The organism is Sphingomonas bacterium (assembly GCF_903643065.1).
Lineage (GTDB): Bacteria > Pseudomonadota > Alphaproteobacteria > Sphingomonadales > Sphingomonadaceae > Sphingomonas.
Map to the genome: position 1 here is coordinate 1 of NZ_CAHJWX010000001.1, position 14,049 is coordinate 14,049.

The following is a 14,049-nucleotide window of genomic DNA, read 5'->3' on the forward strand; positions in this document are numbered from 1 at the left end:
CGGGTCGCGGTCGTCTCGGCCGCCGAGCCCGTCCAGCGCGCCCGCGTCCTCGCCCGCCCCGGCATGAGCGCGGCCAAGCTCGACGCCATCATCGCCCGCCAGCTCCCCGACGCCGACAAGCGCGCCCGCGCCGACTATGTCATCGCGACCGACGTGCCGCTCGACCAGACCCGCGCCGCCGTAACCAACGTGATCGCTTGCCTTGCCGGGCGGGCGGACTCATAGACCCGCCATGCGCGAGATCGTGTTCGACACCGAGACGACGGGCCTGAGCTTCGCCGGCGGCGACCGGCTGGTCGAGATCGGCTGCGTCGAGCTGTTCAACCGCTGCGAGACGGGCGAGATCTTCCACGCCTATTTTCACCCCGAACGCGACATGCCGGAGGAGGCCGCGCGCGTCCACGGCCTGCGCGCGGAGTTCCTGGCGCGTCACCCCGTCTTCACCGCGGGCGCCGACGATCTGATGGCGTTCATCGCCGACGCGCCGCTGATCGCGCACAACGCGCATTTCGATTTTAGCTTCCTCAACGGCGAACTGGCGCGCTGCGGCCGCGACCTCGTCTGCCTGTCCCGCATGATCGACACCCAGGCGATCGCGCGCCAGCGCCATCCCGGCGCCAAGCATTCGCTCGACGCGCTGTGCAGCCGCTACGGCATCGATCGGTCGCACCGCGTCCAGCACGGCGCGCTGCTCGACGCGCACCTGCTCGCGCAGGTCTATGTCGAGCTGATGGGCGGGCGCCAGATCGGCCTGACGCTGGTCAGCGACGCGCCCGCCGCCACGCCGCTGGCGACCGCGTCGTCCATCGCGCGCGCCGTCCGCCCGCCGCGCCGCTTCGCCGTGCTGGAGGGAGACAAGGCGCGCCATCGGGCGTTCCTCCAGACCGTCGTGGCCCCTCTCTGGGGAGAGGTCGCCGCCGGCTGACGCCAAGGAGCTTGAATCACATGGACATCCGCGTTTCGGGACATCAGGTCGCCACCGGCGATGCGCTCGCCACCCATGTCACGGACCGGATGCAGGGCATCGCCGACAAGTATTTCGCCCGCGCAATCTCCGCGCAGGTGACGTTCGGCAAGGGCCCGCACGATGCCGGCTTCACCTGCGACATCGTCGCGCACGTGATGCAGGGGCTGATGCTGAAGGGCCGCCACGACGCGCACGACGCCCGCGCCGCGTTCGACGGCTCGGCCGAGAAGATCGAGAAGCAACTGCGCCGCTACATGCGCCGAATCCACGATCGCCACGCGGGCGAGACCGCCGCCGCCGCCGAGGCGATGGGCTATGACAATGCCGGCTACACGTTGTTCGCCGAGCCGGCCGGCGAGGAAGAGGTCGCCGACGCGCCGCTGATCATCGCCGAGACCCGCGTCGACGTGCCCGACGCCAGCGTCTCGGACGCGGTGATGATGCTCGATTTGCGCAACACGGCGGCGCTGTTGTTCAGGAACTCCGGCACCGGCGCGTTCAACATGGTGTACCGGCGCGGCGACGGCACGATCGGCTGGGTCGAGCCCCAACGCGCGTAAGCGCGACCCGGTCAACGCGCGCCTAGGCTATCCACCACCGGCGGGCGGGGCTAGAGCGCCGCCCGCGATGGCCGACCTCAGCGATCTCCTGCGCCCGGACGCGGTGCTGTTCGGCCTCGCCGCCGCCAGCAAGAAGGCGCTGTTCGCCGCCACCGCCGCCACGCTGGCGTGCCAGACGGGAATCGAGGTCGGCGTCATCGCCGACGCGCTGGCCGATCGCGAAAAGCTCGGCTCGACCGGCTTCGGCGGCGGCGTCGCCATCCCGCATGCGCGCGCCAGCGGCGTGGACGCGGTGACGGCGGTGTTCGCCCGGCTGGCGCAGCCGCTCGCCTTCGCGGCGGTGGATGGCGAGCCGGTCGATCTGGTCTGGGTGCAGCTGTCCTCGCCCGACGCGGGCGCCGATCATCTCAAGGCGCTCGCGCGGGTCTCGCGCCGGCTGCGCGACCGGCCGTTCCTCGCCAAGCTGCGCGGCGCCGGCTCGCCCGACGCGCTCTACGCGCTGTTCACCGAGGATCGCGCGCGCGATGCCGCCTGACGCGGAACCCGCGCATTTCCGCGCGCTGGAGGCGCTGTACGAGGCCGCCGCGATCAACCGCGCGTTCGACAGCCGGCTGGAGATCGCCGAGCCCGGTGTCGCGCGCATCCGCTTCGTCATCGACGAGCGTCATTTCCACGCCGCCGGCGCCGCGCATGGCACCGTCTATTTCAAGATGCTGGACGACGCCGCCTTTTACGCCGCCAACAGCCTCGTCACCGACCGCTTCCTGCTGACGACGCAGTTCAACCTGCTGCTCACCCGCCCGCTCAAGGCCGGGCCGGTCACCGCCGAGGGCCGCTGGATCAGCGGCGCGCGGCGCGTGCTGATCGGCGACGCGCGGCTGCTCGACGCCGATGGGCAGGAGGCGGCGCGTGGGACCGGCACCTTCATGCGCTCCCGCATCCCGCTCGCCGATCTGCCGGGCTACCGGCGGTGACCGAGCGCTTGCCCACCGCGATGCTCGTCTCGGCGATGCTGCGGCGGGTCAACGATGCGGGCGGGTTCGGCGCGGTGCTGGCCAGGGGCGACGCGCAGGGCGGGGCGGTGCTGGTCGTGGCGACGCAGCGGGGCGCGGCGCCACGTCTGTACGAGCGCGGGATCGGGCCGGACGGCCGATCCGGCCTGATCGACTCGACGCCGGCCGACGATCTCGACGGCTATTGGCGCCGCCGCCGCCAGCGCGACCCCGATCTGTGGGTGGTCGAACTGGACAGCGCGGACGCGCAACGCTTCGCCGCTGAAACGATCGGCGCCGATTGATCCGCCCGTCCGGGTCAGGAAGGTGAGCGGTCCCGGCTCAGCAGCGCGTCGAAATAGGCGATGGTACGACCGAGCCCTTCGCGCAGCTGGACTCTGGGTTCCCAGCCCAGCTTTTCGCGGGCGAGATCGATATTGGGCTGGCGCTGCATGGGATCGTCCTGTGGCAGCGGGCGTGTGACGATGGTCGAGGCGGAGCCGGTCAGGTTGATCACCAGCTCGGCCAGCTCGTGGATGGTGAACTCGTTGGGATTGCCGATGTTGACCGGCCCGGTCACCTCGTCCGGCGTCTCCATCAGCTTCATGAAGCCGTCGAGCAGATCGTCGACATAGCAGAAGGACCGGGTCTGCCCACCATCGCCATAGATGGTGATCGGCTCGCCTTTCAGCGCCTGGATGATGAAGTTCGACACCACTCGTCCGTCGGCCGGGTGCATGCGCGGGCCATAGGTGTTGAAGATGCGTGCGACCTTGATCGCCAGCTTGTGCTGGCGGCGATAGTCGAAGAACAGCGTCTCCGCGCAGCGCTTGCCCTCGTCATAGCAGGAGCGGAAGCCGATCGGGTTGACGTTGCCCCAATAGTCCTCGCGCTGGGGATGCACCGCCGGGTCGCCATAGACCTCGCTGGTGGATGCCTGAAAGATGCGGCAGCGCAGCCGCTTGGCGAGGCCGAGCATGTTGATCGCGCCCAGCACCGACGTCTTGGTCGTCTGCACGGGATCATGCTGGTAGTGGATGGGCGACGCCGGGCAGGCGAGGTTGTAGATCTCGTCCACCTCCACGTAGAGCGGAAAGCTCACGTCGTGCCTGATGAACTCGAAACGCGGATGGCCGTGGAGGTGGTCCAGGTTGCGCTTGTCACCCGTGAACAGATTGTCCGCGCACAGCACCTCGTCGCCACGGTCCAGCAACCGGTCGATCAGGTGCGAGCCGAGAAATCCCGCCCCGCCGGTGACCAGCACGCGTCGCCGGCCATATACTTCACGCGCCATTGGAGAAAAGCCATCTTTCCCGGTAATTGCGGTTGCCTAACCCAACGGGGCGGCGTTGGCAAAGATGGGAGTGTACCGCGCGACGATCGTCCCGATAGAACAACGGCATGGCGTGTCCCCTCGGGATCATGGCCGTCCCAATGTCGCGGTGGATTGTCGGTAGTGGCTAAATGAGCTAATTCGATCACGAGGCATAGCGGAGCGACGCGTGCCGTTGATTACCGTCCGATCGCTGCGGCTTGAAGAGTTGCTTGTGCAAGAGTATCGTCCGTTCTCGGCCGAGCGTCGACGTACCGGCAGGGATGGCGGCGCGGCAGGCTTTAATGGCGTGGCGCTGCCCGGGGTTGTCCACGCACTGACCCAGCGCCGTAAGCGGCGCCATCGCATCCAATTGACCGCCGTGCTTGGCGATTTGGGCGTGGTTGCTGGCGCGTTCGCGCTGGGTGCCGCGCTATGGTATCGTAATCCACTTGATTATCATGCGCGCGACACACTGGCTGCGGTCCTTCCGGCCTATTCACTGATTGCGGTGACCCAGCATGCGTTCAGCATGGGAGTGGTGGCGCGTGCACGAGTCAGCGCGCTGAAGGCCTGCGGCGCCTTGGTGGTGGCGATCGGGCTAGTCGGCTTGGTGGCCTTCTTCCTCCAGGCGGTTGGGGGCGTGTCGCGAGGTGTAGTGGGCCTGGGCACAACTTTGGCGATTGGTGGGCTCTTCCTCAGCCGCACGCGCCTTGCCCTTCGCGCGCATCAGTTGCTCGGCGATGTGTCGATCAACGAGGTGGTCATCCAGGACGGCGTGGAGGCGCCGTTGCGTCCGGGCTCCATCCTGCTCGATGCCACGCGCGACGGCATCTCGCTCCGGCTCGATAGCCCGGAGATGCTGGATCGGCTGGGATGGTGTCTCCAGGCGGCCGATCGGGTGATCGTCGCCTGTCCCGAGGAGCGACGCAAGCTGTGGGTGTCCGCGCTCAAGAGCGCGAATGTCAACGCGGAGGTACTGGCCGCCGAACTAGATGCCATTGGGGCGATCGGTCTTGGCTATTACGAGGGCAGCACCACTCTCGCGGTGGCGAGCGCGCCCTTGTCGCTGCCTGACCGAGCGATCAAGCGCACGCTGGACCTAGTATTGGTGGTCGCGGCGACACCGCTGCTCGTGCCGTTGATGGCGTTGGTGGCGATAGCGGTCAAGCTGGACAGTCCTGGCCCCGTGTTCTTCCGCCAGCCGCGTGTTGGATTGGGGAATCGAGTGTTCCACATCTACAAGTTTCGTTCCATGCGTCTCGCCCACAGCGACGTAGCCGGCAGCCAGCTGACGACGCGCAACGACGTGCGCGTTACCCGGGTGGGTGAGTTCATTCGTCGCACCAGTTTAGACGAGCTGCCCCAAGTGCTGAACGTGCTCGCCGGCGACATGAGCATCGTCGGGCCGCGCCCTCATCCGCTGGCGGCGCTAGCGGCCGAGCGCCTCTATTGGGAGGTGGACTCCCGCTATTGGCACCGTCACGCCGTGAAGCCGGGCATGACAGGTCTCGCCCAAATCCGAGGGTTTCGCGGCAACACGGAAAAGGAGACGGATCTCACCAACCGCCTCCAGGCCGACTTGGAGTATGTCGCGGGCTGGTCGATCTGGCGCGACCTAGGCATCATCATCGCGACGTTTCGGGTGCTTACCCATCGCAATGCATTCTAGGCGCCTGCAGCATTGCCGAGCGCTGTCTCCAACCGTGATAACGTGCCCGCGCTGTTATTGTCGCGGTAGATCGGGCCGCATCACGGACTCGCCCGGCAGGCGTAGGCAGCAAAGTGAGCGACCAGACCGGTCGGGGCTCGCGCAAGGCAGCGCGACCGCGTTTGTGCCGTTGATCCGCGCGTGCACCAGCGGCTCCCATCGCACCGGATCGATGCGCCCGCGCGACCGGTCATCCAGTAACAACACTTTCCATCCCGCGCGATGGAGCGACCTGCGGCAATGCGAGCCGACGCAACCCGCGCCGCCGTGACCAGAACCGTCGACACAGGAACGCATTTATCCTGTTGATCGGGACGGACGGTTTCTTCCCGTTTCCAAGGGCTGGCGTCGCCAAGCCGCGCTTGCTAGCAGGCGGCCTTCAATGAGGCGAAGGCGCTCGTCGCCCAGCCGGGCCTACGCCCGGCTTTAGGGGAATGTTCGTGAAGGCAGTGATACTCGCCGGCGGCCTCGGCACCCGTTTCAGCGAGGAGACGTCCACCCGACCAAAGCCGATGATTGAAATCGGTGGCCGGCCGATCCTGTGGCACATCATGAAAATCTACGCCGCGCACGGGGTCAACGACTTCGTCATATGCTGCGGCTATAAAGGCTACGTCATCAAGGAATATTTCGCCAACTATTTTCTGCATATGTCAGACGTGACGATCCACTTGGAAGCAAACAACCTGATCGTGCACGAACGTCGCGCGGAACCGTGGGTGGTGACGCTGGTCGACACGGGTGATGACACGATGACTGGCGGGCGATTGAAGCGTGTCGCCGATCATGTGCGCGACGAGGAAGCGTTCTTCTTGACCTATGGTGACGGGGTGGGAGACGTGGACATTACCGCTACCTTGGCTTTCCATCGCTCGCACGGGCGCCTCGCCACGCTGACCGCCACCTATCCGCCCGGCCGGTTCGGCGCGGTGGATATCGAGGAAGGCCGGGTACGCGACTTCCTGGAAAAGCCGCAGGGTGACGGCGGCATGATCAATGGTGGCTATTTCGTGCTCTCGCCCCGGGTGCTCGACTATATCAAGGACGATACCACGACCTGGGAACAGGAACCGCTGCGAACCTTGGCATCCCAGGGGCAACTCATGGCCTGGGAGCACCGGGGTTTCTGGCAACCCATGGATACGCTGCGCGACAAGCAGCAGCTGGTCGCGCTGTGGGAAGACCGTCGTGCACCGTGGAAGGTCTGGTAGTCGCGATGAACCGCGCGTTCTGGCGAGGCAAGCGTGTTTTCCTGACAGGTCATACCGGCTTCAAGGGCGGGTGGCTGGCGCTGTGGCTGGCCGGCGCGGGCGCCGAGGTGCATGGCTTTGCGCTTGAGCCGCCCACCACGCCCAACCTGTTTGATGAAGCGTGCGTCCAGGCAAGCCTCGCCTCGCATGTCGTGGGCGACATCCGGGATGCAGCCCTGGTTGGACGCGCGCTCGCGGCGGCGGCACCGGAGGTCGTGTTCCACATGGCCGCCCAGCCGCTAGTGCGCCTGTCCTATGACCAGCCGCTGGAGACGTTCGCTACCAACGTCATGGGCACCGCCCACCTATTGGAAGCGGCTAGGCGGGCAGGTGGCGTGCAGGCCCTGGTCAGCGTGACCACCGACAAATGCTACCAGAACAAGGAATGGTTCTGGTCGTATCGCGAGGACGAGCCGCTGGGCGGTCATGACCCTTATTCCGCCAGCAAGGCATGTGCCGAGCTGGTCACCGCCGCTTGGCGGACTTCGTTTGCCGTCGATGGCGCTCCCCGGATCGCCAGCGCCCGCGCTGGCAACGTGATCGGTGGCGGCGATTGGGCGCTGGACCGGCTGGTGCCCGACGCCCTGCGGGCCTTTGACGCGGGCACCGAGCTGGCGGTGCGTCGTCCGGCTGCGGTTCGCCCGTGGCAGCACGTGCTGGAACCGCTGTCTGGCTATATCCGGCTTGCCGAGCGGCTGTGCGACGCGGACGGCGATAAGGCGGCCGGGGCCTGGAATTTCGGACCCGCCGAGGCCGATGCGCGGCCGGTGTCCTGGGTTCTTGACGAACTGGCGCGCACCTTGCCGGAACTCGGCTGGCGGGCGACCGGGGAACCGAGTGTCCATGAAGCCGGACTACTCAAGCTCGACAGCGCCAAGGCGCGCGGCCTGCTCGGCTGGGCGCCTCGCTGGGGGCTCGCCATCGCGCTGGCAAATACGGCGGCGTGGCATCGGGCATGGCGCTCGGGCGCCGACATGGGCGACGTCACGCGCGTACAAATTGCCGCCTACGAAGAGGCGGCCGTCGTTGCTTGAGGCGCGGTTCGCCGTGGCAGACACGCCCCTTGCCGGCCTGAAGCTGGTCACGCGCGCCATGCGGGGCGACGAACGCGGTTTCCTGTCGCGGCTCTACTGCGCCGACGAACTGGCCGGAGCAGGGTTCGATCGACCGATCGCGCAGATCAACCAGACGTTGACGCGCGCGCCCGGCTTGATCCGGGGAATGCACTTCCAGCATGCCCCCCATGCGGAGGACAAATTCGTCAGCGTGCTCCGCGGCGAGGTGCTGGACGTCGCGGTGGACCTGCGCGCGGGCTCGCCCACCTTTTTACGCTGGCATGCCGAGCGGTTATCGGCAGAAAATCGGCGCTCGTTCTTCATCCCGCGCGGTTTCGCGCACGGCTTTCAGACACTCACAGCTGATTGCGAGCTGTTCTACCTCCATACTTGTCGGTACGCGCCGGAAGCGGAAGGCGGGTTAAATCCGTTTGATCCGCGGCTTGCGATCAGCTGGCCGCTCCCGGCCGCCGACGTATCGGCTCGTGACCGGAACCACCCCATGCTTACCGTTGATTTCGCAGGGATCACCTTATGAACTGTCGTCATTGCGGCGCCCCGCTGGCGTTGCCGCTGATCGACTTGGGGTCGTCGCCGCCGTCCAACTCTTATCTGAGCCGAGCCGCATTGTCGTTTCCAGAGACCTGGTACCCGCTGCGGGTTGCGGTATGCGAGACATGCTGGCTGGTTCAGACGGAAGATTTCGCGAAACGAGACGAGTTCTTCTCGGGGGAATACGCCTATTTCTCTTCCTTCTCGACCAGTTGGCTGCGCCATTCAGAGGCGTATGTGGCCAACATGACGAATATGCTGGGTTTGGGTCCGCAGTCGCTGGTGGTGGAGGTCGCGGCGAATGACGGGTACCTACTCCAATATGTGACGGCGCGCGGCATTGGCGCCCTTGGCGTCGAGCCGACCGCCAGCACCGCAGCCGCTGCGCGTGAGAAGGGCATCGAAATCGTCGAGGAGTTCTTTGGCGCCGAACTGGCTCGCCTGCTGGTTAGCGAGGGTCGCGCAGCGGACCTGACGGCTGCCAATAACGTGTTGGCGCACGTGCCCGACATCAACGACTTCGTGGCTGGTTTTGCGATCCTGTTGAAGCCGAATGGCGTGGCCACTTTCGAGTTCCCGCATCTCGTCAACTTGGTCCAGCAGCATCAGTTCGACACAATCTACCACGAGCATTATTCGTATTTGTCGCTGACCGCGGTTGAGCACATCTTCGTGGCCAACGGCCTGCCCGTCTTCGATGTGGAGGAGGTTGGTACCCATGGCGGCTCGCTTCGGGTGTACGCGCAGCGCGCGGACACGGGCACCCGCCCGGTTTCTCCACGCGTGGCAGCGCTGCTGGAAGCCGAACGCATCGCAGGGATCGCGACGCCTGCCTATTACACAAGGCTGCAAGATCAGGCGGAAACCATCGCCGACGCGCTCAACGACTTTCTGATCGACGTGCGCCGCCAAGGCAAGAGCGTCGCGGGCTACGGCGCGGCCGCCAAGGGCAACACCTTGCTCAACTTCGCCGGCATCCGCCCTCACCTCCTGCCCTGGGTGGTGGATCGCAATCCGGCGAAACTGGGGAAGTTCCTGCCCGGCAGTCGGATCCCGGTGGTCGGCGAGGAGAGGCTGCGCGAGGAGAGGCCGGACTACATTCTGATCCTACCCTGGAATCTGCGCGACGAGGTGACGCAGCAATTGTCCTACGCCCGTGAGTGGGGTGCTCGTTTCGTGACCGCGATCCCGGAGCTTGTGGTCACGTGACGGTGGCCGTCACCGGGGCGGCGGGCTTCGTCGGCGCACACGTGATACGCGCGCTGGTGGCGCGGGGCGAGGAAGTGGTGGGAGTGGACCGCGCCGCGCCGCGTGCCCCCGTGCCCGGCGTTCGCTACGTCCAGCTGGATATGGAAGATGCGGGGTCGGGCGCTTTCCGCGCGATGGGGTCACCCGATCAGCTCGTCCATCTCGCCTGGGGCGGCCTACCTAACTACCTGTCGCGTCACCATTACGAGCGCGAGTTGCCGCTCCACTACCGTTTCCTGGCGACGGTCACGGATTCAGGGTTGCCGGCCATGCTGGTGACGGGCACCTGTTACGAATATGGCATGGTGGACGGCGAACTGGCCGAAGATCGGGCACCGCAGCCCGCCAACCCTTATGCCTGGGCTAAGACAGCGCTGCTCGACCAACTCCGGTTTCTTCAGGCGGAGCGATCGTTCGCGCTCACTTGGGCGAGGTTGTTCTATGTATGGGGGGAGGGTCAGGCATCATCCTCCCTTTACCCGCTGCTCGGCGCGGCGATCGCGCGCGGCGACCGGACGTTCCCCATGTCAGCGGGAGAGCAACTGCGTGACTATCTGCCGGTGACGGAGGTGGCGACAATCCTGGCGGCACTGGCTTCCCGGCGCGGCGACGACGGCGTGGTCAACATCTGTTCTGGTACGCCTGTGTCGGTCCGGACGCTGGTAGAACGCTGGATCTCGCAGAGCGGTGCCGATATCGTCCCCGATCTCGGGCACTATTCCTATCCGACTTACGAGCCGCTCGCCTTCTGGGGCTCGTCCGCCAAGCGTCGCGCGCTGCTGGGCGACTGAGGATGGGCAGGACCGTGCTGGCCATTCTGTCAGGGCGCATCTGGATGGCGGGCATGAACTTTCTCTTCGTGCCCTTCTACATCCGCTTCCTCGGCATCGAGGCTTATGGCCTGATCGGATTTTTTGCCACGGTGATGGCCACCTTCGCCTTGCTTGATCTCGGTCTGTCGCTGACGATCAATCGCGAACTGGCGCGCCGCGCCGGCGACCTCGGCGCGCGCGGGGCTTCGCGCGATCTATTGCGCACGCTCGAGGCGGTATATTGGTCGGTCGCGGTAGTGGTCGGCGGTGTCATCGCCCTCGCCGCCCCGCTGATCGTGCGCCATTGGCTCAACGTGAAGGGCATGCCCGTCGAGACGGCGATCGCCGCGGTACGGGTGATGGGGCTGACCGCTTTGCTGCGCTGGCCGGTGCCCCTGTACGTCGGCGCGCTGTTGGGATTGCAACGTCAGGTTCTGTTGAGCGCCATCACCGCCGCTGGCGCGACGCTGGGCTCGGGCGGAGCCGCGTTGATCCTCCTGCTTGGCGCGCGGCAAGTCGCCGTCTTTTTTCTGTGGCAAGCCGTCGCGGCGGGCGCGATGGTGGTGGTGCTGCGCGCGATGGTTTGGCGCAGTTTGGCGATGCCGGGTCATGTGGCGACCCCGCGCTGGAGCAGCATGGGGTCGACGGTCGGCTTCTCGGCCGGCGTGACGAGCATCACTCTCCTGTCCATCCTGGTCGGACAGCTTGACAAGGTCGTGCTGGCACGCGCGCTGCCGCTGGGTGTGTTCGGCTTCTACACGCTGGCGAGCGCGATTGCCGTGACCGTCAGCACCGCAGGATCGGCGATGGAGGGTGCGGCTTTCCCCGCCATCGCACGGCTGGTGGCCGAGGACGCGACGGCGGCGATCGCCCGACTGTACCATGCCGCTACGCAAGGGCTCGTGCTGATCGTCGTGCCCGCGGCGGTCACGGTGATCCTATTCGCGCCGGAGCTGCTCGCCTTCTATCTTCGTGATCCGGCGGTGGCGGCGGGAACCGCGCCGCTGCTGCGGGTGCTGATGACCGGGCATGCGGTTCTTGCGCTGATGTTCCTGCCGCTGTCGCTTCAGCTTGCCCATGGCTGGACCAGCCTGTCGATCTACAAAAACACATTGTCACTGGTGATCTTCGCGCCGGTGCTGCTCGTGCTCGTGCATCGCTTGGGCGCGATGGGCGGCGCGGTGACGTGGCTGTTGCTGACGCTGAGCTATCTCGTGATCGAGATTCCGGTGATGCATCGCCGGCTGTTGCCGGGCGAGCAGTGGCGCTGGTATTTGGGGGACATTGCCTGGCCGGCGCTGGTCGCGGTGGGGGTGCTGGGCGCAGTGCGGCTTGCGCTGCCGTCGGGGGCGAGTTCCTGGCCGGCAATGGCGGTGATCGGCGGCGGCTGGATGCTGGCGGCCATCGCCTGCGCGATGGCGCTGCCGACGCCACGCGCGGCGGTGCTGGCGCGCGCACGCGGGCTCGCCGCTCGATGAAGTGTTTCACGTGCGACCGATCGGCCGCGATTCGTCGAAGCGCCGCGCAATGCCGATGCTTTTATCGATGCAGGCCAGCTTTCTGAAGCGCCTCCCCCCTTGTCCTGTTCTCGGGCTCGGTCAGAGGGCGGGGTCCGGCCAGCCCGACCGGGACAATCGCGCGCGCAGGGCATCTGCGTCCGTCATTCCCCGGAACTTGCCCAGCAGCGACCGCTTCAGAAACGGAAAGCCCCGATCCATCAAGTCCAGCGGCGAGCCCAGCGTGGGGTCGCCACTGACGTCGATGGGATGATCCCGTGCCGTCTCCGGCCGCAGTCGCACTCCGATGCGCTGTTTCCAGCTCGGCGAGGCGGGCCGCACGGGCATGTAAAAAAACGAGCCCACGCTCATCTCGGCGCTGGCCACCCGCGCGAGCCACGTCTCCTGGGCTACCACCACCGAGCTGAAGTCGTTGTAGCACCAGTCAGGCGACAGCACCGCCGATAACGCCGCCACGCGCGCGGGGCTCACGTCCTTCAGCACGAAGGCGAAGGAGGAGACATGGTTCTCCACTGTCGCGGACGCCATGAATCCGGTCAGATCCCAACGCGCGCGGGCCACGTGACCGTCCATGTCGCCGAACGGGCCAAAGACGGAGTCGTTCTGAACATAAGCCGTGGCACCTGGCGAGTGCGTCGCGATCAGCCGAAGCCCCAAGCCATAGGCCGAGAAATCGAAGCCCGGCAGACCCTTCCATGCGACCGCGTCCGCCAAGTCGAAATTGGGTAGGTCGGCTGGTGACGACGTGGCGCAGATGACGAGCAGCCCGCCCGCAAGCGCGCGCACCCGGGCCAGTATCGCTTCTTGGTCCCGATCAAGCCGTCCGGTGGGCACGAACAGGAACAGCAGATTCCACCGGTCGCGCGGAGCGGGTGGGCGCAGCACGGCGAACGGCGGCGCGGGACGGCGCGCGGTCCATCGCCTCTGTAGGCGTAGTCGTCGAATTTGGAGCGACGGATGCGACGACGTAAAGGTCCAGTCGCACTCCAGCAGCGAGGCGGGCGAGCGGATCACCGTTCGCGTCACCGGCTCAGCCGATCCCGCCAGCGTGCCAGTCCGAACTTTCCGTGCAGCTTGACGTGGCGCAGTGTCCGGTGGAGCTGGCCCTTTGCCTGGTATGACCAATGGTCTGGCCGCGCCTTGCCGCCTAAGTCTTCAAGCCGCCGGCGCAGGCCCGCCACCCGTTCCCGGTTTGCCGGCGTCAGCGTGCGCAGTACGGCGGGCGCGTCGAACAGGTATAGCTCGCGCCCAATCCAAGTCTGCAGGGCCGCACGGCCCGTGTCGCTCTGCCTGATTTCCGGGAACTCGGCCACGAACAGGTCCACGAAGCCGGCATAGGCCTCGACCTGATCATTGATCTTTGGCGCGGACATCGATCCGGACGTGCTGCCGGCGTGCAGCCGATAGGCGCAGCCCGTGTCGGTGCCGGCGTGTTTGTAGCCCAGCCGGGCGAGCCGCAGGAACAGAAGGTGGTCGGCATACAGGATGCGCGGCAGGTGAGGCATCCCGCCGACACGTACATAATCACGCGCGCGAAATAAGTAGCCGGTGCCCACCGAGTCCCGGAAGTTCCACGCCATGGCCGCCGCCATGTCGAGCCAGCTTTCCCGCTCGGGGACGGGCTTGCCCGGTCGGATCGGCCGGCCTTGCACGTCGACCAAGTCGAGCATCATCTGGTACAGCGTAGCGTTTGGATGCGCGCGTGCCATGGCTTTGGCTAGACCGGCGAAGCGCGGGTAGAACCAGTCGTCATGCCCCACGAAGGTGGTGAGCGGGTTCGATTGTGCGAACCGCTCCGCAACCGCTAGTCCGCGATGCCAGCTATGATAGATATCGAGAGGCCGATCCGACTCGATCAGCTCGATTCTGGAATCGTTGAATGCGCGCACCGTGTCGCGTGTCCGGTCGGTGCTGTAATTGTCCAGCACCACCAGCTGCCAACCCGGATCATCCTGCGCGATCAGGCTTGCCACCAGCTGATGAACATACGGCTCGCCATTTCGCACGGGCAGCACGACCAGAAGCGGCGACTCGTCGGCGCGCGCGCTTGGGGGTGGAAAGGGCATGGTCATG

Annotated in this window: 16 protein-coding genes; 13 read left to right on the plus strand and 3 right to left on the minus strand. The window is 66.4% G+C overall.

The genetic code is table 11. The annotated features are described in order from the left end of the window. From HUU95_RS00005 to HUU95_RS00030, 6 genes are all read left to right on the plus strand, one after another. On the plus strand, window positions 1–225 hold a 225-nt coding region (locus HUU95_RS00005), incomplete at its 5' end, for a dephospho-CoA kinase (RefSeq protein WP_174278189.1). A gap of 7 nt (window positions 226–232) precedes the next feature. Then, the gene (dnaQ, locus tag HUU95_RS00010) at window positions 233–925 is read left to right on the plus strand and encodes a DNA polymerase III subunit epsilon (RefSeq protein WP_174278190.1); all 693 of its coding nucleotides are present in this window, start codon (window positions 233–235) and stop codon (window positions 923–925) included. Between the two features lie 20 nt (window positions 926–945). Further along, window positions 946–1,527: a ribosome hibernation-promoting factor, HPF/YfiA family gene (gene hpf / locus HUU95_RS00015; RefSeq protein WP_174278191.1), complete on the plus strand. Its 582-nt coding sequence runs from the start codon at window positions 946–948 to the stop codon at window positions 1,525–1,527. Window positions 1,528–1,594: 67 nt separating this feature from the next. Continuing rightward, window positions 1,595–2,062 carry a PTS sugar transporter subunit IIA gene (locus HUU95_RS00020; RefSeq protein WP_174278192.1) on the plus strand — a complete coding sequence of 156 codons (468 nt, stop codon included), beginning with the start codon at window positions 1,595–1,597 and terminating at the stop codon, window positions 2,060–2,062. Beyond that, a complete protein-coding gene (locus HUU95_RS00025) occupies window positions 2,052–2,501 on the plus strand; it encodes a PaaI family thioesterase (protein WP_174278193.1) in 450 nt (149 codons plus the stop codon). The genes HUU95_RS00020 and HUU95_RS00025 overlap by 11 nt, the downstream gene beginning before the upstream one ends. After that, window positions 2,498–2,824: a DUF1491 family protein gene (locus HUU95_RS00030; RefSeq protein WP_174278194.1), complete on the plus strand. Its 327-nt coding sequence runs from the start codon at window positions 2,498–2,500 to the stop codon at window positions 2,822–2,824. The genes HUU95_RS00025 and HUU95_RS00030 overlap by 4 nt, the downstream gene beginning before the upstream one ends. 14 nt (window positions 2,825–2,838) lie before the next feature. On the opposite strand, the gene HUU95_RS00035 is transcribed toward HUU95_RS00030, so the two are convergent. Continuing rightward, entirely contained in the window at window positions 2,839–3,813 is a 975-nt protein-coding gene (locus HUU95_RS00035; RefSeq protein ID WP_174278195.1) for a UDP-glucuronic acid decarboxylase family protein, read from the minus strand. 208 nt (window positions 3,814–4,021) lie between these two features. Between HUU95_RS00035 and HUU95_RS14380 the strand changes: the two genes are divergently transcribed. The 7 genes from HUU95_RS14380 to HUU95_RS00070 all read left to right on the plus strand — a co-directional run bounded on the left by HUU95_RS14380 (window position 4,022) and on the right by HUU95_RS00070 (window position 11,937). Then, window positions 4,022–5,503 carry a sugar transferase gene (locus tag HUU95_RS14380; protein ID WP_254602519.1) on the plus strand — a complete coding sequence of 494 codons (1,482 nt, stop codon included), beginning with the start codon at window positions 4,022–4,024 and terminating at the stop codon, window positions 5,501–5,503. Between the two features lie 473 nt (window positions 5,504–5,976). Further along, a complete protein-coding gene (gene rfbF / locus HUU95_RS00045; protein WP_438827189.1) occupies window positions 5,977–6,753 on the plus strand; it encodes a glucose-1-phosphate cytidylyltransferase in 777 nt (258 codons plus the stop codon). Window positions 6,754–6,758: 5 nt separating this feature from the next. Beyond that, a complete protein-coding gene (rfbG, locus tag HUU95_RS00050) occupies window positions 6,759–7,826 on the plus strand; it encodes a CDP-glucose 4,6-dehydratase (protein WP_174278196.1) in 1,068 nt (355 codons plus the stop codon). A 13-nt stretch (window positions 7,827–7,839) separates the two neighbouring features. After that, window positions 7,840–8,385, plus strand: coding sequence for a dTDP-4-dehydrorhamnose 3,5-epimerase family protein (locus HUU95_RS00055; protein ID WP_217429676.1), 546 nt, complete (start codon window positions 7,840–7,842; stop codon window positions 8,383–8,385). After that, entirely contained in the window at window positions 8,382–9,608 is a 1,227-nt protein-coding gene (locus tag HUU95_RS00060; RefSeq protein WP_174278197.1) for a class I SAM-dependent methyltransferase, read from the plus strand. Before HUU95_RS00055 ends, HUU95_RS00060 begins: the two co-directional genes overlap by 4 nt. Beyond that, window positions 9,605–10,438, plus strand: a complete 834-nt coding sequence (locus HUU95_RS00065) for an NAD-dependent epimerase/dehydratase family protein (protein ID WP_174278198.1) — start codon at window positions 9,605–9,607, stop codon at window positions 10,436–10,438. Before HUU95_RS00060 ends, HUU95_RS00065 begins: the two co-directional genes overlap by 4 nt. Window positions 10,439–10,440: 2 nt before the next feature. After that, complete coding sequence (locus HUU95_RS00070; RefSeq protein WP_174278199.1) at window positions 10,441–11,937, plus strand: lipopolysaccharide biosynthesis protein; 1,497 nt, start codon at window positions 10,441–10,443, stop codon at window positions 11,935–11,937. A gap of 120 nt (window positions 11,938–12,057) precedes the next feature. Here the strand turns inward: HUU95_RS00070 and HUU95_RS00075 are convergent, their stop codons facing one another. Together HUU95_RS00075 and HUU95_RS00080 are read right to left on the minus strand one after the other, a co-directional pair. Beyond that, the gene (locus tag HUU95_RS00075; protein WP_174278200.1) at window positions 12,058–12,990 is read right to left on the minus strand and encodes a hypothetical protein; all 933 of its coding nucleotides are present in this window, start codon (window positions 12,988–12,990) and stop codon (window positions 12,058–12,060) included. Between the two features lie 8 nt (window positions 12,991–12,998). Beyond that, window positions 12,999–14,048 (minus strand): glycosyltransferase family 2 protein, encoded by a 1,050-nt coding sequence (locus HUU95_RS00080; RefSeq protein WP_174278201.1) that lies wholly within the window; start codon window positions 14,046–14,048, stop codon window positions 12,999–13,001. Between the last annotated feature and the right edge of the window lies 1 nt (window position 14,049).

Excerpts from the sequence above, each read along its gene's own strand:
- hpf (WP_174278191.1), top strand. The coding sequence starts at position 946 with ATGGACATCCGCGTTTCGGGACATCAGGTCGCCACCGGCGATGCGCTC.
- HUU95_RS00060 (WP_174278197.1), top strand. The coding sequence starts at position 8,382 with ATGAACTGTCGTCATTGCGGCGCCCCGCTGGCGTTGCCGCTGATCGAC.
- HUU95_RS00035 (WP_174278195.1), bottom strand. The coding sequence starts at position 3,813 with ATGGCGCGTGAAGTATATGGCCGGCGACGCGTGCTGGTCACCGGCGGG.
- dnaQ (WP_174278190.1), top strand. The coding sequence starts at position 233 with ATGCGCGAGATCGTGTTCGACACCGAGACGACGGGCCTGAGCTTCGCC.
- rfbG (WP_174278196.1), top strand. The coding sequence starts at position 6,759 with ATGAACCGCGCGTTCTGGCGAGGCAAGCGTGTTTTCCTGACAGGTCAT.
- rfbF (WP_438827189.1), top strand. The coding sequence starts at position 5,977 with ATGTTCGTGAAGGCAGTGATACTCGCCGGCGGCCTCGGCACCCGTTTC.
- HUU95_RS00080 (WP_174278201.1), bottom strand. The coding sequence starts at position 14,048 with ATGACCATGCCCTTTCCACCCCCAAGCGCGCGCGCCGACGAGTCGCCG.
- HUU95_RS00020 (WP_174278192.1), top strand. The coding sequence starts at position 1,595 with ATGGCCGACCTCAGCGATCTCCTGCGCCCGGACGCGGTGCTGTTCGGC.
- HUU95_RS00070 (WP_174278199.1), top strand. The coding sequence starts at position 10,441 with ATGGGCAGGACCGTGCTGGCCATTCTGTCAGGGCGCATCTGGATGGCG.
- HUU95_RS00025 (WP_174278193.1), top strand. The coding sequence starts at position 2,052 with ATGCCGCCTGACGCGGAACCCGCGCATTTCCGCGCGCTGGAGGCGCTG.